Source organism: Ruminococcus sp. 8Y-12, from assembly GCF_058119865.1.
On sequence record NZ_CM176623.1, the window covers coordinates 1,726,440 to 1,750,851 of the forward strand.

The following is a 24,412-nucleotide window of genomic DNA, read 5'->3' on the forward strand; positions in this document are numbered from 1 at the left end:
ACGATAAAACAGCTACAGGGTATGCCGGAACGGCATTTAATACACAAACAGATAAATGCCCCCTCCCCCCAGTGAATCGCTGCCCTCAGCATTACAAAGAGATGCAAGATAGAGTGCGCGCCAATAGTCAGTACAGGAACCTGAGGCCCATGTGGAGGCGATCCAGGAAAAATATAAAACGCCCCAAAAGGATAATCCTGAACCAATCAAACAGGCTTTTACGGATGCGCAAATTATCCGAGATGCAGATATATACAGAGCAGTTGAGATCTGCTACTCGCTTGGAAATCCACACACTGGATTCACTGTCTCACACGAATAGATTCAGCGCCTTTTTGACGATTTTTTCACTGCGGGGAAGGAAAAATCCGGCTACCGGTCCCACGAGAACCGCACAGACAATAGTGCCCGCCCCGAAGGAGCCTCCCAAGAGAAAGCCTGCCAGCACAAAGGAAAAGTCCACGATGATCCGCACAATGCTGAATTTCTTTCCCAGCTTCTCGCTGGTGACCAGAGCCACCAGGTCATTTGGACCTGTCCCCGCATCGGACTGGATCACCAGAGTCATTCCAAAAGCCAGGATGACACAGGCGGCGCACAGGATCAGAATACTGACAGGCAGAGAAGGCCTGGGATCGAATAGCGGCGTAAAGATGCTGTTGAAAACATCGATAATCGGTCCGCCGCAGATCATGCAGAGCAGGGTGCCGATCTTGATGTAGCTTTTGTCCACAAAGAGCAGGACAACAATAATCAGAAAGTTGATCACAATATGTACCCGCCCGTGGGTGATGAAGGGCGACTGAATCAGCCTCTCTGAGGTGCGAAAGAGTCCCTGAATCAATACGTTGAAAGGATCACTTCCCATATCCGTAAGCAGAAAAAGTGAGACTCCCAGATGGGCGATAGTAAGCCCCACCAAAAGAATGACGATTCGGAGCAGCAGCTCCTTCCATGAACGTTTCATAATAAAATCCCCCGTAGAATAATCATAACGATTCATTTTAACATATTTAAAGGCAGAAGAAAATAGGTTCTGTGTTACTTTTGAGGTGCCATGTTTCCTGCTTTGCGGTAGTCACTTGGCGTAATCCCGTAGTATTTTTTGAAAGCATATGAAAAGTGCTGAACGGTTGAATAGTTCAGCCGGTCGGCAATTTCGGAAATATTCCACTTCCGGTCCCTCAGATAGATCTTGGCCATGGACATCTTGGCCTCAGACTGCATTTGAAGAAATGTCTTACCGTAATATTCTTTCAAAAACCGTTCCGTGTGGCGGATACTCAGCCCTAAGCGCCTTGCCAGCTTTTGCAGCGTAAGGGTTTCATATTCATAGAGAAAGCTCTCCTCTGTAATAATGTATTTGCTGTCTCCCAAGTTAGAAGGAGAAAAATGCTGATCTGAGCGCTGCTTCATCTCATAGTTACGGACTATTTTGACAACACATTGCTGCAGCAGTGTTTCCACCTGAATCATATAGCCAGTGTAGCGGTGATTCAACTCAAAGAAAATCTGCTGCATCAGAGGGTACAGCTCCTGCGTATCCGGTCCAAACCAGAAATGGGTCTTTTCAAACTTATGGGCAACTGACCGTGCGCTTTTTCGATCAGCGGCAGGATCTTTTTGCAGCCTGAAATAGAGGCAGTACTCTGCCATGGGATCACTTTCATCGGGAATCTGTTCGTGTTCTACATGGGGCCCGGTCACATACAGGGTGCCGGGGGTGACCTCATAGACCTGATCATTGATATTCACTCTGCCGCAGCCATAGGGAATATAGTGAATTTCATAGCTATTATTACCGTGACTGTGTCTGGGTATGGAGCGCAGGAAACGCTCAAACACAATATTCAGAACAAAAAATGCGGTGTCATTGATTTTCAGATTGATATTTAAATCAGTATATACTTCTCGCAACAGCATATCTCCTATCCTGTTTTTCTTAGTTTATCAGCATATAAAAAATAAGTCAACATGTGTTCGACAATGCGACATAAGTATGGCTGTGTTGTCTCTTAAACTACTAACTTTTTGGGCAGCATTCGGTATAATTTAAATATAAACTGATAAAGGAGGAAATGTGATGCCGTTTGTTACGTCAAAACAAATGTTACAAGATGCGCAGAAAGGCTGCTATGCAGTAGGAGCTTTCAATGTGGAAAACATGGAGATGGTGAAGGCGGTTACTGCCGCCGCAAAAGAACTTCGTGCTCCAGTCATCCTGCAGACCACGCCATCCACTGTTAAGTATGGTACGCTGTATACGTTCCGGGCGATGGTGAAAGCTGAGGCTGAAAAAACGGATATCCCCATCTGCCTGCATCTGGATCATGGCAGCAGCTTTGAGCTGGCAGCGCAGGCGGTCCATACAGGATATACGTCTGTCATGATTGACGGATCTCAGGAGACGTTTGAAGAGAATATCAGGCTTACGAAACAGGTGGTGGATTTTGCCGGGGCTTGTGAGATTCCGGTAGAGGGCGAGCTGGGAAAAGTCGGGGGAAAGGAAGATGATCTGGAGGCCGAGGCGGATACCAATACAGATCCTTCAGAAGCCAAGGAGTTTGTCGAACGCACCGGTGTGGACTCGCTTGCAGTGGCCATTGGAACTGCTCATGGATTGTATAAAAGTACCCCAAAGCTGGATATTGAAAGAATTTCCCTGATTAAGGAAAAAGTCTCTGTCCCGTTAGTACTTCACGGTGGAACCGGTCTCGGCGACGATGTGGTCAGGGAATGTGTGCAAAGGGGGATGTGCAAAGTAAACTTTGCAACAGAACTGAGGGTAGCTTATACAAACGCTGTGAAAGAATTACTTGCCTCCACTCCGGAACTCATTGATCCGAAGAAGCTGGGAGTAGCAGGAATGGAAGCGGTCAAAAATCTGGTGAAAAGCAAGATGCTGATCTGCGGATGCGATGGCAGGGCGTAAACAGGCTGGAGGTAGGAATGAATACATATTTACTGGGAATCGATATCGGCACAAGCGCCTGTAAAGTGGCTGTGTTTGATGAGAGCGGAAATGTAATGGCAAAAGACAGCGCTGGATATGACGTCTTTTATTCCCGGGAAGGGTGGGCGGAACAAAATCCAAACGATTGGTGGCATGGGGTGTGCAGAGCGACAAAGCGGATGCTGTCCGGATCAGGGATATTACCGGAGGAAATTGCCGGTGTTGGAATTGATGGGCAGAGCTGGGCGGCGGTTGCCATTGACAGCGCAGGGGAGGTCCTGACAAATACGCCAATATGGATGGATACAAGATCCGATGATATCTGCCGGGAGCTCGAAGCAAAAATCGGTGCGGATAAAATCTTTGAAGTTGCAGGAAATTCGCTGCAGCCGTCCTATACAACCGGTAAGATCCTCTGGTACCAGAGAAATATGCCAAAGATGTATGATAAAATACATAAGATTTTACAGTCCAACAGCTACATTGTCTATAAACTGACAGGCAAGTTGACGCAGGATCTGTCACAGGGCTATGGCCTGCACTGCTTTAATATGCAAACAGGCGCCTGGGATGAGGATATGTGCAGAGCACTTGGGATTTTGAAAGAACTGCTTCCTGATATTTACCCATGTCATGCAGTGGTGGGAGGTGTAACAGCAGAGGCGGCCCAAGCCTGTGGCCTAAAAGAAGGTATCCCCGTTGTGGCTGGTGGGTTGGATGCAGCCTGCGGGGCACTTGGGAGTGGCGTGCTTAAGCCTGGGGAAACCCAGGAACAGGGAGGGCAGGCCGGCGGAATGAGCATATGTATGGACAGCTACAAAGCGGACAGACGCCTGATCTTGGGGTTCCATGTGGTACCGGACAGGTGGCTTCTGCAGGGGGGGACAACCGGCGGAGGCGGTGTTATGCGCTGGCTGGAGCGGGAGTTCGGTGATTATGAACGAGAGCTGGGAGCACGTTTGGGAAAAAGTGCGCTAGAATTGCTGGGGGAACGGGCAGAGGCGATACCGCCTGGAAGTGACGGACTCATATTTCTGCCTTATATGGCTGGGGAACGCTCGCCAATCTGGAATCCCAGGGCGAAAGGCGTCTACTATGGTATGGATTTTGGAAAACAAAAGGGACACTTTATAAGGGCAGCAATGGAAGGCGTGGCAATGTCACTGCGGCACAATCTGGAAACGGCCAAGGAGGCCGGGGCTGATGTGAGCGTATTAAGGGCAATGGGCGGCAGTGCCAATTCCCTTTTATGGACACAGATAAAATCAGATATAACAGGGAAACCGATTATCGTTCCCTCATCGGATACAGCCACCACACTGGGCGCGGCAATATTGGCGGGGGTAGGAACCGGGATCTATCAGAGCTTTGAGCAGGCTGTGGAACTGACGGTGAGAAAAAGACGGGAACATACGCCTGACAGCAAGAATCGTGAACAGTATGATCATTCTTATAATACATATAGGAAACTGTACGAGAACCTGAAAGATTTGATGAATGAGAAAGGAAAATCGTGAAATGAAGGCAGCAGTTGTCTGTGGGAATGAAGATGTCCGTTATATGGACTATGAGGAACCTGTGATAAAACCCGGATATGTGAAGATTAAGATAAAAGCATCCGGCATCTGTGGATCGGATATACCGAGGGTGCTGAAAAATGGGGTGCATTTTTATCCAATTGTTCTGGGACATGAGTTTTCGGGAGAGGTTGCCGAGACCGGAGCTGGTGTGACCAGGGTAAAAGTGGGGGACAGAGTGACAGGTGCTCCGCTGCTCCCCTGTATGAAATGTGACGACTGCCAGAACGGGAACTTCTCTCTGTGCAAACATTATAGCTTCATCGGCTCCAGGGAACCGGGAAGCAATGCCGAATATGTGATGATACCGGAACAGAACACGGTGGTTTTTGACAAGAGTATCTCTTATGAGCAGGGAGCCATGTTCGAGCCGTCCACCGTAGCTCTTCACGGCCTCTATCAAAATCAATACAAGGGCGGAGAATATGTGGCGGTTTTAGGCGGAGGCACCATTGGAATGTTCACAATGCAGTGGGCTAAGATTTTTGGGGCGAAAAAGGTTGTCGTCTTCGACATAAGTGAAGAGCGGCTTGCACTGGCGAAGAAACTGGGGGCCGATGCGGTGATTAATACCACTGAGGATGGGTACTTAATAAAGGCCAAAGATCTTACCAAAGGAAAAGGGTATGGTTATGTATTTGAAACAGCTGGACAAATCCCGACTATGCATATGGCGTTTGAACTGGCTGCCAACAAAGCGCATGTCTGCTTTATCGGTACGCCTCACCAGGAACTGACCTTTACGCCGCAGATGTGGGAGAATATGAACCGCAAGGAATTCTGGCTGACCGGCTCCTGGATGTCATACAGTGCACCGTTTCCGGGAAAAGAGTGGGAGCTTACGGCACATTATTTTGCCACCGGACAGTTGAAGTTCGATCCTGGCTTTATTTATAAAAAAGTGCCGATGAGCAAGGCAGGTGAAGCTTTTTTGGAGTTTAAGACGCCGGGACTTGTAAAGGGAAAAGTGTTGTTGATAAACGAAGAAGATTATTCGTAAATGGGAGGGGCATCATGGTATTGACAGTCACGCTAAATGCGGCAATTGACAAACGGTATGTTGTGGATCGATTTCAGACCGGAGCGGTAAACCGCGTGGCGGCCTGCACCTTCACCCCTGGAGGAAAAGGGTTAAATGTCTCAAAGACTGCGGCGATATTGGGGGAATCGGTGGTTGCAACAGGATTTGCCGGAGGCTATGCCGGAAATTATATTGAGCATGCCCTAAAGGGTTTGGGGGTAAAGAGCGCCTTTTGTCATCTGGATCAGGAAAGCCGCTCCTGCATTAACATTTGGGACCGGGACAGAAGAGTCCAGACAGAGTTTTTGGAACCGGGACCAACAGTCGGGGAAGAGGAGCTTCTCAGATTTGAGACAAAGCTTTTGGAGTTGGCAAAATCGGCTGATATTGTGGTAATGTCGGGAAGTGTGCCGGCAGGATTGAATGAGAAGACTTACCAGAGATTGATTCGGAAGATAAAGCCTTATGGGATGCCGATTATCCTGGACACCAGCGGCGGCCTTCTGGAGAATGGAATAGAATCATGTCCAACTATGATTAAGCCAAACATGGATGAGATCAGGATGCTGACCGGAAAGACTTGTGAAAGTATGGATGAAGTCATATCCGCAGCGCAGGATATTCATGAAGAGGGCGTGGAAATCGTCGCGGTTTCTCTTGGTGGAGAAGGCTCCCTGTTAGTCTGCAGTGAGGGTGTCTACCGGGCGAAGGTTCCAAATATGGATGCAGTAAATACGGTTGGCTGCGGAGACGCGATGATTGCCGGGTTTGTACATGGTCTTACTGCAGGATTTCCGGTAGAAGAGATATTGAGAAAGGCAAGCGCTGTTTCTGCGGCTGCAGCGCTCAGGGAAGAGACGGGATATTTTCGAATGGAAGATATGGAACGGCTATTGCAGCAGGTTGAGATTTTCAAATTATAAAAAGAAAAGGAGATATTTATTATGAAAGATCAGATAAATCCGGCATTGGTGCCGGAAATTACGTTAAACTCAGGGACAAAAATTCCATGTGTAGGGATGGGAACATTCGGCTCCGACCGCTTCACTCCGGAGCAGGTATCTAATGCGGTTGCCGGAGCGATCCGGTGCGGGTACCGGCTGTTTGACTGCGCCTCCTGTTATGAAAATGAGGACCAGATAGGAAAGGTTTTCGGTGATGCTTTTGAGGAAGGCGTTGTGAAACGGGAAGAGCTGACAATCATGACAAAGGTCTGGAACGATATGCATGATAGGGTGGAGGAATCCTGTAAAAAGAGCATTGCAGATCTACAATGTGATTATATCGATATCTTTTTTATCCACTGGCCGTTTCGAAACTATCATGCACCACATTGCTCTGTAGACTCCAGAAACCCGGATTCCAAACCATTTGATCCTCAGGATTACCTTGAAACTTACAGACAGTGTGAAGAGCTTGTGGAAAAGGGACTGATCAAGCATATCGGCTTATCCAATATGACCATTCCCAAACTGGAAGCGGTTTTGAATCATATGAAAATCAAACCGGTTGCGTGTGAGATGGAGCTGCACCCGTGTTTCCAGCAGCAGGAGCTGTTTGATTATTTGGTAGCGCATGATATTCAGCCGGTTGGTTTTATGCCGCTGGGATCACCGCAGCGCCCGGAACGTGATATGTCACCGGAGGACGTTGCCGACTTACAGACACCGATTATGCAGGAAATTGCCAAAAAACATGGTGTACATCCAGCTTTGATCGCGCTTAAATGGGCTCATCAGAGAGGACAGATTCCAATTCCGTTTTCTGTGCACGAAGTAGAATATGTAAGTAACTTAAGGGCAATGACCGAGGACCCGCTTACGGCCGAAGAGATGGGGCAAATTGGAACATTAGAAAAAAACAACCGCCTTGTAAAAGGGCATGTGTTCCTGTGGGAGAGCGCTAAGGATTGGCATGATCTGTGGGATGAGGACGGCTTTATTGTAAAGTAATATTAAAGAGGAGGAAGCTGTTTCCCATAGGTGCAAGATGGTGCTGTCCAGACGATGATAGTCCATTTTTAATAAAGGGTTTTTGGTGTGGGCTTGACATATGCCATTTACGGAGTATAATGTTTTATATATGGCATATGCCAATAACCTGGAGGTGATACTATGCCAAGACCGTGCAAGAGAAGACGCGTATGCGCAGTGCCCGGCTGCAAATGTTTTGGTCCAAAGGCAGGATATGCGGAAAGCACAGAGGAGGTCCTCATGACCCTGGATGAGTTTGAGACAATCCGCCTGATTGATATGGAGGGGATGACGCAGGAAGAGTGCGCGGTTCAGATGGGAATCGGGAGAACCACGGCCCAGGCCATTTACAACAGCGCGCGCACAAAGTTGGCAGAGTGTCTGGTCAGGGGTAGCGACCTGAATATTGCAGGTGGAAACTATGAGTTTTGTCTGTTAAAAAGGATATCAAGGAGGAAGACAGAAATGAGAATCGCAGTAACTTATGAAAATGGACAGGTTTTTCAGCATTTTGGACACACAGAGGCATTTAAAGTGTATGATGTGGAAGAGGGTAAAGTAACCGCCTCTGAGGTGGTGAGCACAAACGGCAGCGGTCACGGCGCTCTGGCGGGATTGTTAAATGAGATCACAGTGGATGTACTGATCTGCGGCGGTATCGGGGCAGGAGCACAGAATGCGCTGGCAGAAGCTGGGATTAAACTGTACGGAGGCGTATCCGGAGATGCGGATCAGGCGGTGGAAGCCTTTCTGGCTGGAAACCTGGACTTTAACCCCAATGTAAAGTGTAATCACCACGGCGAGCATCACCATGAGGGAAATTGCGGAAGTCATGGGTGCGGCGGGCATACCTGCGGACACTAAATGGCGGACGAAAACAAATATGGGAGATGATATACCGGATTCAGGCATAAGATAGAGTAATGGCAGAATAAGGAAGGAAACAAATGGTAATTACGCCGGGAATCGAAGATTGCGGGTATCAGATGTGCGGCGGTAAGAAGCTGTTTACCCTGGTTGCGGAGGAGATCGAGTGGGAACTTGTATACGGAATCCGCATTAAGGCGTGGGGATTCAATGGTTCCACACCGGGACCTACAATTCATGTCTTTCCAGGGGATGAGGTCATCTTTCGGGTGATCAATCATCTGCCCGTGGATACAAGCGTCCACTGGCATGGTCTGGATATCCCCAACAATATGGACGGGGTCCCTCCCATTGAGCCGACTCCGTTTATTAGGCCGGGATATTATGTGGACTATACCTTCAAGATTACAAATCCGCCGGGAACCTATCTGTATCACTCCCATGTGGATGTTATGGTCCAGGACAATGCGGGCCTGTTTGGTGGATTGATTGTAGAAGATCCGGAAAATCAGGACCGCAGGGACTATAAGGATTATCTGTGCATTTTGCAGGAATGGGCAATCAGGGAGCTGTGTTGGGGTGATTTGACACCAGGGCTTTATCCTCTGGATTTTGTCCATCCCTCCTTTAATTTTTTTACAATCAATGGGACCTGTTACCCAAGAACTCTTCCCCTGAAAGTAAACTATGGGGACACGGTGCGCGTGCGGTTTGGTAATATACAGATGCATCACCATCCCATCCATCTGCACGGCCATCAGTTTCAGGTGGTAGGCGCGGACGGCTTTCCAATCTCCAGGGAAAACCAGATCTGCAAAAATACGATTCTGGTGTCCTCAGGGGAGACCTGGGACATTGAGTTTCAGGCCGACAATCCGGGGATCTGGCCCATGCACTGCCATATGCCCCACCATGTGACCAACAATGGGGCGCCTCCTGTGGGCGGCATGTTCACAACCGTCAACTATTGCGATGGGACTCCATCTGAATTCAGATACTGTAGTCCAAATTGGCCCAGGCGCACTTGACAGGATCTAAATAGCCCGGGGCAGAACCACGAAGCATTTATGACAGTGGGTCTGCCCCGGGTTTTATTTATGGGGAGAATTTCTATTGAATTTATGGTACAATAACTAAAAATGGCAGGAATTGTAAATAATTTAGCAGGAGTACCGCAATGAAAAAACAGAGAACAAGCCTGGCTGTAAAACTGATTATATCTTTTGTTATTACGTCAATTATACCTATTATTTTGATCAATCTATTTTCTTATTACAATATATCAGATATTGTAAAAGAAAATAATAACGATCTGATGAAATACAATTTGAGCAGAACAAAGACAGCCATTGACATCAGTGTACAGTCCTATGAAGACGTCCTGTATCAGATCTATTCAGATGATATGGTGGTGGATTTGATTAACAAAATTAATCAGGGGCAGGAGCTGGTAGTGAGCAAAAATCAGTTGAGGAGAACCTTGAGGGGCTATTTTTATGCCAAGGACTACATTAAGGATATCTCGGTTATCACAGAGAATGGCACCCTGGTCTTTTATGATTCTATTACAGGCTCTACAACCCGCAATTCCTGGATTCCGGCGTTAAACCTGGGACAGCAGGAGTTGTATGATCAGATTATGAAGTATAAGAAAACGTATGTGATTCCCACGGGAAAGGCAGAAAAATCAGCAAATGGTGAGAACTACCTCTTTCATCTGGGACACAGAGTTGTTGACTTTCGTAAGCAGAATCATGAGATAGGGGCAGTGGTCATAAGCATTGACGAAAAGATGCTGTATGAGATCTGTACCGGGGAAGAAGAGACCACTGCATACAGCTTCATTGTGGATCAGGCGGGAACCATTATCTCCTTCAGGGACAAGGCACTTTTGGGAACCAAAATTGAAAGAGATCCTGACAAACCCATTGACTCCTATCTAAAGTTTGCACAGCATCAGAATATTTTCCAGGAAGCGGCTGTTACCGCGGACTATACTTATGATGATAAGCTGGGGTGGGATATCGTGAATGTGTCAAACCAGAATGAGACATTGGGAAGAATCAGACAGCAGCAGAGGCTTACCTTTACCATTCTGAGTATACTGTTGGTGGTCTTGGGTGTGATTATCAACTTTCTGATCAGAGGGCTGACCAGCTCGATTAAGTCTGTGGTTTCCGTTATGCAATCGGCCGGGGAGGGGAAACTGCACGCCAGAGTAGAGATGGATGAAAAGATGCCCAGTGAGGTGGAAGTGATTGCCAGCCAGTATAACAGGACCATGGACCAGCTTTTGGAGGCGTTGGAGAAGGAAAAGCAGCTGGACCGAAAGCGAAAGGATGCGGAGATTGCTGCTCTGGAGGCCCAGCTTAACCCCCATTTTCTCTATAATACGCTGGATACCATCAACTGGATTGCCATAGGAAAGAGGGAGTTTGAAATCAGCCGGGCCATCACTGCATTGGCGGTAATTTTGCGGTATGGGATAGATCACAGCAATGGAATTGTCACCGTCCGGGAGGAATATGAATGGCTGAAGCAGTATCTTCTGCTGCAGCAGACCAGGTTAAAAGAGGAGTTCGAAAGCCAGGTGGATATTCCGGCGGAGATTATGGACGTGAGGGTACATAAGCTGCTGATTCAGCCCTTTGTGGAGAACTGTTTTGTCCACGGATTTGAGGGGGTTCACAGAAAACATATTCTGAAAATTAGCATGAAATTGGATGACCAGGGGTTCCTTAGCACTGTCATTGAAGACAATGGGAAGGGAATGCCGGCCCAAATGGTAGAGGATGCAAATCATTACAGATTTGCAGATACCAGGGACAGAAATCAGATTGGCCTTAAAAATGCATTTTATCGGATTGGGCTCTATTATGGGGAAAGAGCAGATATCAAAATAGAGAGCAGAGAGGGAGAGTATACAAAAGTTTGCATGATAATTCCCGTGTCAGCAGAGAAAGGTGAGAGTAAAGATGAAAGTGGTAGTCGTTGAGGATGAAGTCAGAATTAGGGATGGAATACAGGGACTGTTGGAAATGATGGGAGGAGATTTCGAATTTGCAGGGGGAGCAGGGGATGGAAAAGTGGGGCTGGAGCTGATCAGAAGGGAAAATCCGGACATTATCATTACAGATATCCAGATGCCGGATATGAGCGGGCTTAAGATGCTGAAATATTTAAGAGAAGGGGGAAACCAGGCAAAGGCAGTGGTGCTCAGCGCCTACTCTGAGTTTGAATACGCCAGGCAGGCCATGAAGCTGGGGGTGACAGAATATCTGCTGAAGCCCGTTTCCGTGGATGAATTTTTCAGGGTTATGAATGTTATGAAAACAGAGATTGAAAAGGAGAGAATGAGTCAGCCGGAGGTTTTGGGAACACTGGAGCAGATTTTGAGTGCAGTTTTGTACGGACAGTTGAAAATAGATGAGACTACAGATGCGTACCTGAGAAGTCAGTATCAGGTGGATGCCCGGACGCCGGTGATCGAAGTCTGCGTATATCTGGGTAAGGAGTATAAGGACAAGGTGGAAAGGGCGGAGCGGGAGTGGAGGAATCTGCTGCAAGACAGAAAAGAACTGGGCTACTGTATTATCCGGGCAGAGTATGAACAGGCGCTGCTGATTTTATTCTACCGGTACGACCAGCCCCAGGAGTTGGAGAGAAAAATACAGTTCTGGATGTTACAGAATCGGGACAATTCCCGTTTCCAGGGAAGCATTGGTTGGATCTGTGCACCCCAGCTGGGAAAATTAAAGGAAGAATTTGAAGTACTGTACAGATACATGGACTGGAATCTGACATTGGGACAGGATGTACTGATCTCGTATCCCAAGGTGCTGCAGGTATCCACTGCTGCATGCGTCTATCCCATTGATCTGGAAAATAAGCTGAAGACAGAGCTCTGTATAGGAAATGGGGAGCAGGCAAAAGACACTATCAAAAGGTTTCACTCGTATTTTAGGGAGAGGGGGTTATACACACCGAAGGATATGAAGGAGTGTTATGTGCGCTTTGTATGGTCCATTATCAATATTGCCAAGGAGATTGACATGCTGGACTACAGCAAGCTGAATCAGCAGGTCATACTGGATCAGATTATGGGGGCAAAATTATTCCGGGAATTAGAGGAGACCGTAAACGAACTTATGGAAAAAATACCGCTAGGTGCAAAGCCTGGGGAGGATACGGCGCACCTGACTGTGAAGAGGGTAAAGAGCATGATCCATGAATTTTATCAGTCGGGGATCACACTGGATGAAATTGCGGACAAGCTGAATGTGACTCCTGAATATTTAAGTATGCAGTTTCACAAAGAGATGGGAGAGACTTACAGCAGTTATCTAAAAAACTACCGGGTGGGCAAAGCAAAGGAGCTGCTGTTGGGTACCCAGATGAAGCAATATGAGGTTGCGGCGGAGGTGGGATACACGGACAGCAAATATTTTGGAAGAGTCTTCAGAGAGTGTACAGGGTATACCCCCGCAGAATACAGGAAGGCCAATAAGTAGTTTAGATATGTCACCCTTTTTTAGATATGTCCCGTTTAATGTGGCATCCGTTTGGTTTATACTTGCAGTATCTTAAATAATGAAGTATTAAAAAGGAGGACGGTTTCATGAAAAGGAAGAGAGTGACAGCGGCTTTGATGACATTGATGCTGAGTGCCAGCTTATTGGCGGGATGTGGAAACACAGAGAAGGCCGGAACCACGGAGGGTGCGTCATCAGACGCGGCAAAAGCGGACACAAAGGAAACAGCAGGGGAAAGTGCAAAGGCAGAGTCAGGAGAGACGAAAGACGTGACCATCTGGTATTACTGGGAGACAGAGGGGCATCAGAAAGCGCTGGATAAAGTAATTAGTGATTACAACGCATCCCAGGATACCTATGAGGTAAGCGCGAAATATGTGCCTTTTGCAGACTTTAAAAAGCAGCTGTCCATCGGAGCTTCCGCAGATGAGCTTCCGGATATAGCTATTTTGGATTCTCCCGACCACGCATCCTATGCTACAATGGGGATTTTTGCGGATCTGACGGACAAGTTTGATGTTTCCAGCTATTATGAAGGGGCTGTAGATTCCTGCACCATTGACGGAACTCTGTACGGTGTGCCCTTTGGGGTAAACTGCCTGGGACTTTACTATAATCAGGATCTGCTGGATGCAGCAGGATGTGCTGTTCCAACTACCTGGGATGAGTTAAAGGAGACGGCATTGGCACTGACAAAGGATAATGTGACAGGCCTTGCATTCTGCAGTCTGCAGAATGAGGAGGGAACCTTCAACTTTATGCCATGGGTATGGTCAACTGGTGCCAGTTCCTATGAAATGAATTCCGAGGGCGGTGTGAAAGCGCTGACTCTGGCAAAAGATCTGATTGAATCAGGCGCCATGAGCAAGGAGTGCATCAACTGGACCCAGGGAGATGTTATGAACCAGTTTATTTCCGGAAACGTGGCCATGATGGTCAATGGCCCATGGCAGATTCCCACAATGAAGTCAGAGGCTCCTGATCTGAACTGGAATGTGGCGTTGATTCCTAAGGATGCAGAGAATGCATCTGCGCTGGGCGGAGAAAACTACGCGGTGATCCAGGGAGGAAATGAGGAGGGTGCGCTGAATTTCCTGGGCTATGCCACAGAGAAGGAACGGGTAGAGTACCTGATGGATTCCTTTGGCTACATATCAGCGGACAAGACCATTGCAGAAGGTCAGTTTGAGGGAGACGCTGCAATGCAGACTTTCACAGAAGAGTTAAATTATGCCAAGGCAAGAGGACCTCTTGCAGAGTGGCCGGAAGTTTCAGATGCGATTTCACTTGCGTTTAACCAGGTTATGACCGGAGAGGCAGATCCTCAGACAGCAGCCGATACAGCACAGCAGACCATTGACGGGATTGTAACAAAATAAGGGAATGGGAAGAGCGGAGTATGCGGGACAATCCGTATACTCCGTTTTGATCCTGAAAAGGAGGAAAATAAGGTGAAATATGCAAAAAAGAGAGGATTCTTTAAATATGACAATGTGGGAATGCTCTTTGTTCTTCCGGCCTTTATTTATATGCTGGTGTTCGTGGGATATCCGATTGTGCGAAACATAGTGCTGAGCCTTCAGGATGTTACCGTAAGGACATTGACCGCGCCGGACAAGCCCTTTGTGGGTCTGAAGAATTATACCGCCATTTTCCAGGACCCGGTATTTGTCAGAGCTCTAACCAACACTCTGCTTTTTACAGTATGCTGCCTGGCCTTTCAGTTTGTCATCGGGTTTCTGCTGGCCCTGTTCTTTAATCAGCACTTCCGGATCTCGAAACCTGTGAGAGGACTTATGCTGATACCCTGGATGATTCCCATTACTGTAACTGCATTAATGTTTAAATTTATTTTTGGTACAGATGTGGGAATTTTAAATTACATACTAAAAAGCCTGGGAATGATATCCCAGAATATTGATTGGCTGACTTCCACCAACACGGCTCTGTTTGCGATCATATGCGCCAATGTGTGGATCGGCATACCATTCAATATGATTTTGATCTCCACAGGGCTTACCACCATCCCTAAGGAATTGTATGAGAGTGCATCCATCGATGGAGCAGGTAAGGTACAGACCTTTTTTAAAATCACCCTTCCGCTGCTGCGGCCGACCATAGAGTCCGTCCTGATTCTGGGCTTTATCTATACGTTTAAGGTGTTCGATCTGGTGTATGTAATGACCGGCGGCGGTCCGGTAAATTCCACTCATATGCTGTCCACCTATTCTTACAAGCTCTCCTTTGAAATGTTTAAGTACAGTAAGGGAGCAGCTGTTGCCAATATACTGTTGGTGATTCTTCTGGTGGTTGGGGTATTTTATCTGAGAGCGACAAAGGAGGAGGAAGCATAATGGATGAAGAAAAGAAAATCAGGGGAATGAAAAATGTGTTTCTCTGTATTGCGGCAGTTTTGCTGCTCTGTGTGCTCCTGTTTCCAGTGTTCTGGATTGTGGTAACCTCTTTAAAGACAGAGCAGGAGATTTTCCGGATTCCTCCCACGATTATTCCGGAACAGTTAAACCTGAAATCCTACGCGGCGCAGGTGGAGACGGGAGATTTCAATATGTTCCGCTCTTTCGGAAATAGTATTCTGATTTCTGTGGGTGCCATGCTGATTGCCGTGGTGTTGGCAGTGCCTGCCTCCTACGGGATTGCAAAGTACCGGTTTAAAGGGAGAGGCTTTATACTCCTCAGCTTTCTGGTAACTCAGATGCTTCCGGTGGCGGTGCTTCTGACCCCCATGTTTATGCTGTTTAAGGGTATGCATGTGTACAACACACCTATGGCGGCTATTTTGGCGGACGCCACCATTGGAATTCCATTCTCCATATTGATTCTGAAAAACTATTTTGCTTCCATTCCAAAGGAACTGGAAGAAGCGGCCTATATAGATGGCTGCAATCGGTTTTCCGCCTTTATCAGAGTGTTGATTCCCATAGCCAAGCCGGGAGTGATGGTGTGCGCCATTTTTTCATTCCTCTACGCTTGGGGGGATCTGGCCTATGGCATGACCTTTATCATAGACCAGCAGAAAAGGCCCATCACAGCAGGTATCTTTAACTTTATGGGACAGTATGGAACAAAGTGGAGCTACCTGACTGCGTTTGCTGTGGTGACGATCATTCCGGTAGCGCTGATTTTTATCTTTATGCAGAAATATATCATCAGCGGTATGACAAGCGGAGCGGTAAAAGGATAGGAGGAAAAGATGCTAAGACAGGAGAAAAATTGCATTATTTATCATTATGACGCGGAAGAACTGTGGATAGAACCCTGGGGAAGAAATGCGGTGCGCATCCGGTCCACGAAAAACGCCGGTATGCTTATGCAGAACTGGGCGCTGCAGCCGATGGCGGAGGAAATACAAGCAGAGCTTCTGACAGCCCAGGACGGGATGGAGCTGAGAAACGGAAAGCTGCGGGTGTGTATCACAAACGGCGGAAAGATCACCATGTATAACCAGAGGGGAGAGCTGCTTCTGGAGGAATACTGGAGGAACCGCCGGGATGTGACAGATTCCAAGTGCAGCGCGATTGAGGTGGAGGCAAGGGAGTTCCGGCCCAATATCGGCGGGGATTACCATCTGACCATGCGCTTTGAATCCCTGTCCCCCAAGGAGAAAATATACGGCATGGGGCAGTATCAGCAGCCTTACCTGGATCTAAAGGGCTTGGATCTGGAGATGGCCCACAGAAATTCCCAGGCCAGTGTTCCCTTTCTGGTATCATCGCTGGGATACGGAATGCTCTGGAACAATCCGGGAGTGGGAAGGGCAGTGTTTGGGAAAAACATCACCAGCTTTGAAAATTATGGGACCAAGATGCTGGATTACTGGTTTGTGGCGGGGGATACCCCTGCGGAAATCGAGGAGGCCTATGCGGCTGCCACGGGAACCGTTCCCATGATGCCGGAATACGGACTGGGGTTTTGGCAGTGCAAATTGCGCTATCAGACCCAGGAAGAACTGCTGGAGGTGGCCAGAGAATACAAGAGAAGAAATCTCCCCATTGACCTGATCGTCATCGATTTCTTCCACTGGCCAAAGCAGGGAGAATGGAGATTCGACCCTGTGTACTGGCCCGACCCGGATGGAATGGTAAAAGAACTAAAGGAGATGGGAATTGAGCTGATGGTATCCATCTGGCCCACAGTTGACAGAGAGAGCGAAAACTATGAAGAGATGCTGGAAAAAGGTTATCTGATTCGCACGGAGAGAGGATTTAGGGTTGGACTGAATTTCCAGGGAGCCACGATCCACTATGATGCCACCAACCCCGGCGCCAGGGAGTACGTCTGGAAAAGGGTCAAGAAAAATTACTATGATAAAGGCATAAAGGTTTTCTGGCTGGATGAAGCGGAGCCGGAGTATACGGCCTATGATTTTGACAACTACCGTTACTACCGGGGAACAGATCTGGAGATTGGAAACATCTATCCCGTAGAATATGCCCGCACGTTTTATGAGGGGATGAAGGAGGAAGGGCAGAATAATATTGTGAATCTGCTAAGATGCGCCTGGGCGGGAAGTCAGAAGTATGGTGCTCTGGTATGGTCCGGGGATATTGCCTCCAGTTTTGAGAGTATGAGGAACCAGCTGGCAGCTGGCCTGAATATGGGGCTGTCGGGTATTCCGTGGTGGACTACCGATATCGGCGGATTCCACGGAGGAGATCCCAATGACCCTGAATTTCGGGAATTATTTGTCCGTTGGTTCCAGTGGGGAGCCTTTTGTCCTGTCATGCGGCTTCACGGAGACAGGGAACCCAGACAGCCCCAGGTGGGGACAACCGGAGGAGCCTCCTGCTGTTCCGGTGCAGCCAACGAAGTGTGGTGCTATGGAGAAGAGGTTTATGAAATCTGTGAAAAATATATGAAAATAAGAGAGGAGATGAGAGATTATACCAGAGAATTGATGCAGGAAGCACATGAAAAGGGGACGCCCATTATGAGAACCTTATTTTACGAGTTCCCCCAGGACAAGATGTGCTGGGAGGTGGAGGATTCGTATATGTACGGCGGAAAGCTGCTGGTTGCCCCTGTTTTGGATGCGGGAGCCAAGAGTCGCAGTGTGTATCTGCCAGAGGGGTGTGACTGGAAAGAATGTGAGAACCAGAAAATATACGTTGGAGGTACAACCGTAAAAATACCAGTCACGTTAGACAGTATGCCTGTATTTTTAAAGATGGAAAAAGCGGATTCTGAAAAATAAAACGGAAAGCGGAGAAGGTGTTTTAATGAAAAGTGAGGAGGAAGGATACATGAAAAGAAAGAGTTTGGGAAAACGATTCCTGGCCGGAATACTGACAGCAGCCCTGGCATTGTCAGGTGCAGTGATCCCTGAGACAGAGGCAAAAGCCGCCGCAGTGGAGGAGACTTCCACACTGACGGTAGATATGACCAGCGAGACAGGAGATATTCTGCACGGGGCGTCCGGTTTCCTGTACGGCATTTCCAATGAAAATGTTCCCACAACCAATACCTTAGTGCCCCTGAAGCCAAAGGTATTGGCCACAAAGGGAGCCCTGGGTACGGAACATCCCTACGGAGATGCGCTGGACGTGGCGGAAACGTTCCTTTCCAGCGGCGGCGAGCAGGTCATGATGTACAACAGCAACTACTACGGGGTGTTTGGCGTCACGGCTAATTACAAGGACTATTCCCAAGTACTGAAGGATACCATTGCTCCCCATGTTTATGAATGGAAACAGGAGTGGAAGAAGGAGCACGGAACGCCGGAAAATCCCAAAGACGAGCTTGGAAAGGTGGACATTGATGCAGCCATCATTTACATCCCCATCAATGAGGGGACTCCGGTGGTAGGCGCGCCCAACACAAACATAGCCTGGGAATCCTACTATGACGCGATCAAGGAAGGAGACCCGGATGCAACCATTGCGGGGCCAAACAGTGCAGGGTATGGCACGCAGTTTAATAATACAAATTTTAGAAATCACATACAGTACTGTGCGGACAATGACTGTATGCCGGATGTTATTACATGGCATGAGCTGGACACCCCGGATTTGCGGGATATGTCAGAGCATATGGATGACTTCAACAACATCTGGGCAGGAATTGACTGGACAAAGTGGCTGGAAACCCACGGGGAAAAACTGGAAATGCCCCAGATCGTAATCAACGAATACGCGGAGATGAAGGACTGCGGCGTTCCCGGGGCGCTGGTGAACTGGATCGGACGCTTGGAGGATGAGAAGATCTACGGGTGTCTTCCCTTCTGGCAGCAGGCCAACAACCTAAATGGCCTGACCTCGGATGCCAATGAAGGGGCAGCGGCATGGTGGGTCTATAAATGGTATGGGGATATGTCGGGACAGACGGTACAGGTTCAGACATCCACCTCTTACGAGCGTCTGTATGGTGTGGCATCCATTGACGCAAATAAACAGAGCGCGTCCGTGCTGATGGGCGGTGAAGATGGAAATCAGAAGCTGGTTCTGAAGAATATAAGAAACACAGACGTATTCGGAAAGGAAAACAAGGTACATATCAGTGTGCAGAAGGCGGCATACAATGGATACGCAGGAACGGTAAATGAAGTTCCCACAATTCTGGAAGGGAATTTTCCGGTTACTGCAGACGGAAGCGTGGAGATTACCATTCCAAACACACGGTATGCAGACGCGTATTTTGTGACGGTCACAAAGACAAACGAAGAGGAAATGGATAACCCTATGGTGGCCCGCTACTCAGAGACTTATGAAGCAGAGCAGGCGGATTGTGATGGGTTAACGGTGATGAGGCGGGCGGACTACAATCCCACCTACTATTTCTCAGACGGGTATGCAGTCCTGATGGACTTTGAGGACAGTGAGCTCACCTATGAGATTCAGGCGCCTGTGGACGGCAGATATCGGTTGAATTTTCTATATGGAAATGGAACGGGTTCCAGCAGAAATGATATGTACCACCATAAGCCTCTGAATGTAAAGCAGAGCTATCAGATTGACGGGAATGCGGCAGAGAACGTGATTATGGAGAGTACACTGTTTACGGCAATCACAGACTGTTATACGAAATATGTGGATTTGAAGGCAGGAACCCATACCGTGACGGTTACCAGTTTAGAGGATGCGGATGTAATTCACGATGCTCTTGCTGTAACCTATGCGGGCGCTTATGGAGAGGAGCTCCCTGAATGGTCCGCCGTATACGAAGCGGAACAGGCGGATTTCAATAAGCTGGCGGGATGTACAATAAGCCAGGTTTATACAAAGACAGATAAGTCAGGCTATTCCGGAAACGGCTATGTCACTGGACTGGAAAATTTAAAAGTGACAGAAGGAGGTGGAATCCGCTGGAATGTAGTAGTGGAGGACAGCGGAATCTATAATTTCACCCTGCGCTATCAGACCGAGAGGGCGGGAAAGGCCAATATCTATATTGGGAACACCACTACCACTCTGGATTCCCTGGGCAAGAGTGTGGCAGTCTCAAAGACAGGGGAGAAATGGCAGACAGTTACCGCCTCGCTGTATCTCCAGAAGGGTATCAATATCGTTGATGTGGATGCAGATGTGTCTCTTGCCCTGGATTATATGAAAGTTCAGAAGGTGGCGGAGAAATCCCTCTCAGAGGGTGGTCCGGTTGTGATCGAAGCGGAAAATTGTGTTCCGGATGGCTCTGCCATTGAGGTAAGAGACAGTGAGGGAGCATCAGAGGGAAGCTATGTGGTTGGATACGAGGGGGACGCAAATGCAGCTTCCGATAAAAATAAGTATCTGGAGTTCACCTTTGACGCGGAGCAGGAGGGAACCTATGAGATGCAGGTATTCCAGTCAAATGATGATATCTGCGGAAGCCATTCCTATAATATAAAAATTATTGACAAATATGCTACCATCCAGGTACAGGACGCAGGCGGCAGGGTGACAGAGGAAAACCGCTATTTCTTTATCAACACATCCTCTGATGATACATTTAAGGAAAAATCTGTGAGAGTGCATCTGAACAAAGGTAAAAATACCATAAAGATCTTTAATGACGACAGCTGGCAGGTAAAATGGGGAGGCTCCCAGAGCACTCCGGGAACAAATGAACTGGACAATTATACTCCAAATTTCGACCGTTTTATCTTAACCCCCATGGCTCTGGAAAGTCCGGCTCAGACGGAAGAGAGATACCAGATTTCCATCCAGTCTACGGCAGGCGGATATGCGGCGGCTGATAAGAATGAGGCAGCTCCGGGTGAAGACGCAGCACTCACCCTGGTTTCAGAGAAAGGGGTAGAGCGGGTCCTGATAAATGGTGCAGACCAGACGGAAAACCTGGTAAAGGGTGACGGACAGGACAGCCTTGTTCTGCAAGACATTCGGGAAGACCAGAAAATCCAGGTGTATTTTGAAGAGGGAAGCGGTGAATATATTGATCCCTATATCACCAATGCCGGATTTGGAACAAAGGATTTAAGAGGCTGGGAGGCCAGTGACAGCGAAACGGTAGTAGAGAATCTCGTGGCAGACAGCCTGGAGGGGTATTATGTGCAGATGTCGAAGGGGACTCTGAAACAGACAGTAACGGGTATCCCCGAGGGGGATTATCTCCTCAGCGTTTACAGCAAAGCGAAAAGCGGAATCACGGTAAGCGGACAGGCAGTGCTCAAAGCACAGGACCAGAGCACACTTTTAATGGCAGGAGCTTCATATATGGAGAATCTGCTCCGCGTCAGCGTAGGAGCCGATGGGGAGATGACCATTGAGGCAGACGCCTCAGCTTTAAATGGAAGCATCTGTCTGGATCGTTTCTCGTTGGAGAAGGTTCCGGAACGGAATATGGAACAGGTGGATGAACTGCTGGCATATTTTGTGGACTGCGGCGACCACAATCCGGCCACATTGACTGACGGGGACTTGTTTGGAGCTTATAATTCAGTGACCGATCAGCATTACGGACAGGACCGGATCACTGGATATTCCTGGGGAGTGGTTACGACAGAGGAGGACAGCCCAATCAGCCGGGGAGAACAGGGAGTCTATACAACCTACCAATGGGCAAATGAAAACCAGGTGACGGATCATCTGAATAAAACAAAGTCTTTCCGGTATGCGCACGATCAAATAGAAAATGGTATCAGCCCAAGATATGTAAAATATCGTTTTGAGCTGGAACCGGGAGAATATACAGTAGCGGTATGTATGGGCAATACCTGGAACAATGCAGGAAATCCGCAGATTTATCTGAATGAAAATGCGATTACGGACAGTGCCTTCTCCGTGGCCGCCAATACCAATCAGATTGCCACAGGAAAAATTGATCTCGGAAATGAGGAGACAAATGATAAGGGACGTGTGATTCTGGAGGTCAGGGCACAGAGCAATGACGCTACGATTCAGATGAACTATATAACCATTGCTCCCTATCGGGAAACCGCCGATTTATCAGGGCTTCAGGAATTATATAATGAGACGAAAGACACACAGCAGGAGAACTATACAGCCAGATCCTGGTCCGCATTCCAGGAAGCGCTGAGTGCAGCGGAAGCGCTCCTTATGGAGGACAGCGAAGCCAGCCTGCCATTTACACGCCAGGCAGAAGTAAATGAGGCGCAGAGGACACTGAAATCAGCGTTCCAGGCACTGGTGCTGATCAGTGAGGTACAGGATTCGGAGCTGCTCTATTTCGTAGACTGCGGAGACCATGACCCGGAAACGCTGACGGGGAAAGATAAGTTGGGCATTTACAACAGTGTCACGGACCAGTTGTATGGGACTGACGCATTCACCGGGAAAAGGTGGGGCGTTGTCACAAGTGATCAGGATGTGAAGGTTGAGCCACAGCGGGCCGGGGATAAGGCAGTGTACACAACGTATCAGAGAGCAAACCAGAATTCAGACGAAGAGACGGCAGACGGACAGAATAAGAAAAAGACCTACCGCTATGCGCATAGCCAGCAGGAAAGCGGAATTGCTCCGAGATATGTAAAGTATCAGTTTGAATTGGAATCGGGAACCTATGAAGTAGAAATGTGTATGGGAAATAATTGGGGCAATTCCCCCAACCCGGATATTTATCTGAACGATGCAAAAGTGAATCCGGATACGCTTGGCATTCCACAGGGCGGCAATAAGATTGTTACAGGAGTGGTAACAGTAGCAGAAGGGGAATCTCTGTTGGCAGCGGCTTATTCAGAGGATGCAACAATCAATATGAATTATATTAAGATACGCACAGCGAAGGAACCGGCAGAGGCAGTGCTTACTGGCCTGAATGTAACAGTGCCGGAAAAGACGGAGTACGAGCAGGGAGAGGAACTGGACCTTACCGGAATGACTGTGACAGCAGTCTACAGTGACGGCAAGGAAAAGGAAGTAGGAGAAGAAGACTGTACCGTGGAAGGCTACGATAAGGAGGCTGTGGGTCAGCAGACGATCACGGTAAGCTATACGGAGAAGGGAGTGACCAAAGAAGCTGCTTTCCAGGTGACAGTAAAGGAAAAGACCCCAGAACCGGCAGAGGCAGTGCTTAGCGCTCTGGTAGTGACAGCACCAGAAAAGACAGAGTATGAGCGGGGAGAGGAACTGGATCTTACCGGAATGACTGTGACAGCAGTCTACAGTGACGGTAAGGAAAAGGAAGTAAGAGAAGAAGACTGTACCGTGGAAGGCTACGATAAGGATGCTGTGGGTCAGCAGACCATAACGGTGAGCTATACGGAGAAGGGAGTCACCAAAGAAGCGGACTTCCAGGTGACTGTTAAGGAAAAGGCCCCGAAACCAGAGCCAAAAGCTTATACTTTGACATATAAGGCAGAAAAAGGCGGAACCATACAGGGTGAAACTACACAGAAGGTAGTTTCCGGAGGAAGCGGTAGTGCAGTTACAGCCGTCCCGCAAAAGGGATACCGGTTTAGCAGGTGGAGCGATGGGGTAACCACTGTTTCCAGAACGGACGTAGATGTTATGAAAGACCATGTGGTCACGGCGGAGTTCGTACCTGTAGAACCGGAAAAGATTCTTCTGGATAAAAAGAAAATGGTCATGGGCGTGAAAGAAAAAGTAGCTCTAAAGGCAGGAATACAGCCTGATGATGTATCCGCAAAGATAACCTGGAAGAGCAGCAAAAATGCAGTGGCATCCGTTTCCTCCAAGGGTGTTGTAAAAGCGAAAAAGGCCGGAACGGCGACCATAACCGCAAGAACATCCAATGGGGTAAAAGCAGTATGCAAAATTGTCGTAAAGAAAGCTCCGAAGAAAATTACGGTTAAGGGAACGGCAAAGACGCTGAAGAGAGGAAAAACCTATAAAATCAAGTATAAGCTTCCGGCAAAAACAGCCAGCTACAGGATTTCGTATAAGTCCAGCAAAAAAACAGTGGCATCGGTCTCCGCCAATGGTGTGGTAACGGCTAAGAAAAAAGGGACTGCATATATCACTTTAAGAACCTATAATGGAAGGAAAGCACGGATAAAGATTCAGGTGAAATAGTATATAAAATAATTAACAATATAATAAGAATATAACTGAATGGCA

16 protein-coding genes are annotated in these 24,412 nt (G+C 48.0%); 14 read left to right on the top strand and 2 right to left on the bottom strand.

Translation table 11 applies throughout. From position 1 onward, the window contains the following. Window positions 1-310: 310 nt before the first annotated feature. The gene (locus tag AC0THY_RS06430) at window positions 311-967 is read right to left on the bottom strand and encodes a YczE/YyaS/YitT family protein (protein ID WP_489993613.1); all 657 of its coding nucleotides are present in this window, start codon (window positions 965-967) and stop codon (window positions 311-313) included. A 74-nt stretch (window positions 968-1,041) separates the two neighbouring features. After that, the gene (locus AC0THY_RS06435; RefSeq protein WP_489993614.1) at window positions 1,042-1,917 is read right to left on the bottom strand and encodes an AraC family transcriptional regulator; all 876 of its coding nucleotides are present in this window, start codon (window positions 1,915-1,917) and stop codon (window positions 1,042-1,044) included. A 166-nt stretch (window positions 1,918-2,083) separates the two neighbouring features. On the opposite strand from AC0THY_RS06435, the gene AC0THY_RS06440 reads away from it, so the two are divergent. The 14 genes from AC0THY_RS06440 (at window position 2,084) to AC0THY_RS06505 (ending at window position 24,367) form a co-directional block, all read left to right on the top strand. Beyond that, window positions 2,084-2,932, top strand: a complete 849-nt coding sequence (locus tag AC0THY_RS06440; protein ID WP_489993615.1) for a class II fructose-bisphosphate aldolase — start codon at window positions 2,084-2,086, stop codon at window positions 2,930-2,932. A 17-nt stretch (window positions 2,933-2,949) separates the two neighbouring features. Continuing rightward, window positions 2,950-4,470, top strand: a complete 1,521-nt coding sequence (gene xylB / locus AC0THY_RS06445; protein WP_489993616.1) for a xylulokinase — start codon at window positions 2,950-2,952, stop codon at window positions 4,468-4,470. Window position 4,471: 1 nt separating this feature from the next. Further along, complete coding sequence (locus AC0THY_RS06450; protein ID WP_489993617.1) at window positions 4,472-5,530, top strand: galactitol-1-phosphate 5-dehydrogenase; 1,059 nt, start codon at window positions 4,472-4,474, stop codon at window positions 5,528-5,530. 14 nt (window positions 5,531-5,544) lie between these two features. Next, the gene (pfkB, locus tag AC0THY_RS06455) at window positions 5,545-6,474 is read left to right on the top strand and encodes a 1-phosphofructokinase (RefSeq protein ID WP_489993618.1); all 930 of its coding nucleotides are present in this window, start codon (window positions 5,545-5,547) and stop codon (window positions 6,472-6,474) included. 21 nt (window positions 6,475-6,495) lie between these two features. After that, the gene (locus AC0THY_RS06460) at window positions 6,496-7,503 is read left to right on the top strand and encodes an aldo/keto reductase family protein (protein ID WP_489993619.1); all 1,008 of its coding nucleotides are present in this window, start codon (window positions 6,496-6,498) and stop codon (window positions 7,501-7,503) included. 162 nt (window positions 7,504-7,665) lie between these two features. Continuing rightward, on the top strand, window positions 7,666-8,388 hold the full coding sequence (locus tag AC0THY_RS06465) for a NifB/NifX family molybdenum-iron cluster-binding protein (RefSeq protein ID WP_489993620.1): 723 nt from the start codon (window positions 7,666-7,668) through the stop codon (window positions 8,386-8,388). A gap of 83 nt (window positions 8,389-8,471) precedes the next feature. Further along, window positions 8,472-9,419, top strand: a complete 948-nt coding sequence (locus AC0THY_RS06470) for a multicopper oxidase family protein (protein WP_489993621.1) — start codon at window positions 8,472-8,474, stop codon at window positions 9,417-9,419. Between the two features lie 149 nt (window positions 9,420-9,568). Further along, window positions 9,569-11,386 (top strand): cache domain-containing sensor histidine kinase, encoded by a 1,818-nt coding sequence (locus AC0THY_RS06475; protein ID WP_489993622.1) that lies wholly within the window; start codon window positions 9,569-9,571, stop codon window positions 11,384-11,386. Then, window positions 11,355-12,902: a response regulator transcription factor gene (locus tag AC0THY_RS06480; protein WP_489993623.1), complete on the top strand. Its 1,548-nt coding sequence runs from the start codon at window positions 11,355-11,357 to the stop codon at window positions 12,900-12,902. The genes AC0THY_RS06475 and AC0THY_RS06480 overlap by 32 nt, the downstream gene beginning before the upstream one ends. A 107-nt stretch (window positions 12,903-13,009) precedes the next feature. Beyond that, entirely contained in the window at window positions 13,010-14,302 is a 1,293-nt protein-coding gene (locus AC0THY_RS06485; RefSeq protein ID WP_489993624.1) for a sugar ABC transporter substrate-binding protein, read from the top strand. Window positions 14,303-14,374: 72 nt separating this feature from the next. Beyond that, a complete protein-coding gene (locus AC0THY_RS06490; RefSeq protein WP_489993625.1) occupies window positions 14,375-15,277 on the top strand; it encodes a carbohydrate ABC transporter permease in 903 nt (300 codons plus the stop codon). Beyond that, window positions 15,277-16,125: a carbohydrate ABC transporter permease gene (locus tag AC0THY_RS06495; protein ID WP_489993626.1), complete on the top strand. Its 849-nt coding sequence runs from the start codon at window positions 15,277-15,279 to the stop codon at window positions 16,123-16,125. Before AC0THY_RS06490 ends, AC0THY_RS06495 begins: the two co-directional genes overlap by 1 nt. A gap of 9 nt (window positions 16,126-16,134) precedes the next feature. Further along, entirely contained in the window at window positions 16,135-18,135 is a 2,001-nt protein-coding gene (locus AC0THY_RS06500; protein ID WP_489993627.1) for a glycoside hydrolase family 31 protein, read from the top strand. Window positions 18,136-18,184: 49 nt separating this feature from the next. Further along, complete coding sequence (locus AC0THY_RS06505) at window positions 18,185-24,367, top strand: bacterial Ig-like domain-containing protein (protein ID WP_489993628.1); 6,183 nt, start codon at window positions 18,185-18,187, stop codon at window positions 24,365-24,367. Window positions 24,368-24,412 lie beyond the last annotated feature (45 nt).

Bases quoted from the DNA above. Each gene is read 5' to 3' on its own strand.
- AC0THY_RS06430 (WP_489993613.1), bottom strand. From the start codon at position 967: ATGAAACGTTCATGGAAGGAGCTGCTGCTCCGAATCGTCATTCTTTTG.
- AC0THY_RS06440 (WP_489993615.1), top strand. From the start codon at position 2,084: ATGCCGTTTGTTACGTCAAAACAAATGTTACAAGATGCGCAGAAAGGC.
- xylB (WP_489993616.1), top strand. From the start codon at position 2,950: ATGAATACATATTTACTGGGAATCGATATCGGCACAAGCGCCTGTAAA.
- AC0THY_RS06450 (WP_489993617.1), top strand. From the start codon at position 4,472: ATGAAGGCAGCAGTTGTCTGTGGGAATGAAGATGTCCGTTATATGGAC.
- pfkB (WP_489993618.1), top strand. From the start codon at position 5,545: ATGGTATTGACAGTCACGCTAAATGCGGCAATTGACAAACGGTATGTT.
- AC0THY_RS06460 (WP_489993619.1), top strand. From the start codon at position 6,496: ATGAAAGATCAGATAAATCCGGCATTGGTGCCGGAAATTACGTTAAAC.
- AC0THY_RS06465 (WP_489993620.1), top strand. From the start codon at position 7,666: ATGCCAAGACCGTGCAAGAGAAGACGCGTATGCGCAGTGCCCGGCTGC.
- AC0THY_RS06470 (WP_489993621.1), top strand. From the start codon at position 8,472: ATGGTAATTACGCCGGGAATCGAAGATTGCGGGTATCAGATGTGCGGC.
- AC0THY_RS06475 (WP_489993622.1), top strand. From the start codon at position 9,569: ATGAAAAAACAGAGAACAAGCCTGGCTGTAAAACTGATTATATCTTTT.
- AC0THY_RS06485 (WP_489993624.1), top strand. From the start codon at position 13,010: ATGAAAAGGAAGAGAGTGACAGCGGCTTTGATGACATTGATGCTGAGT.
- AC0THY_RS06495 (WP_489993626.1), top strand. From the start codon at position 15,277: ATGGATGAAGAAAAGAAAATCAGGGGAATGAAAAATGTGTTTCTCTGT.
- AC0THY_RS06500 (WP_489993627.1), top strand. From the start codon at position 16,135: ATGCTAAGACAGGAGAAAAATTGCATTATTTATCATTATGACGCGGAA.
- AC0THY_RS06505 (WP_489993628.1), top strand. From the start codon at position 18,185: ATGAAAAGAAAGAGTTTGGGAAAACGATTCCTGGCCGGAATACTGACA.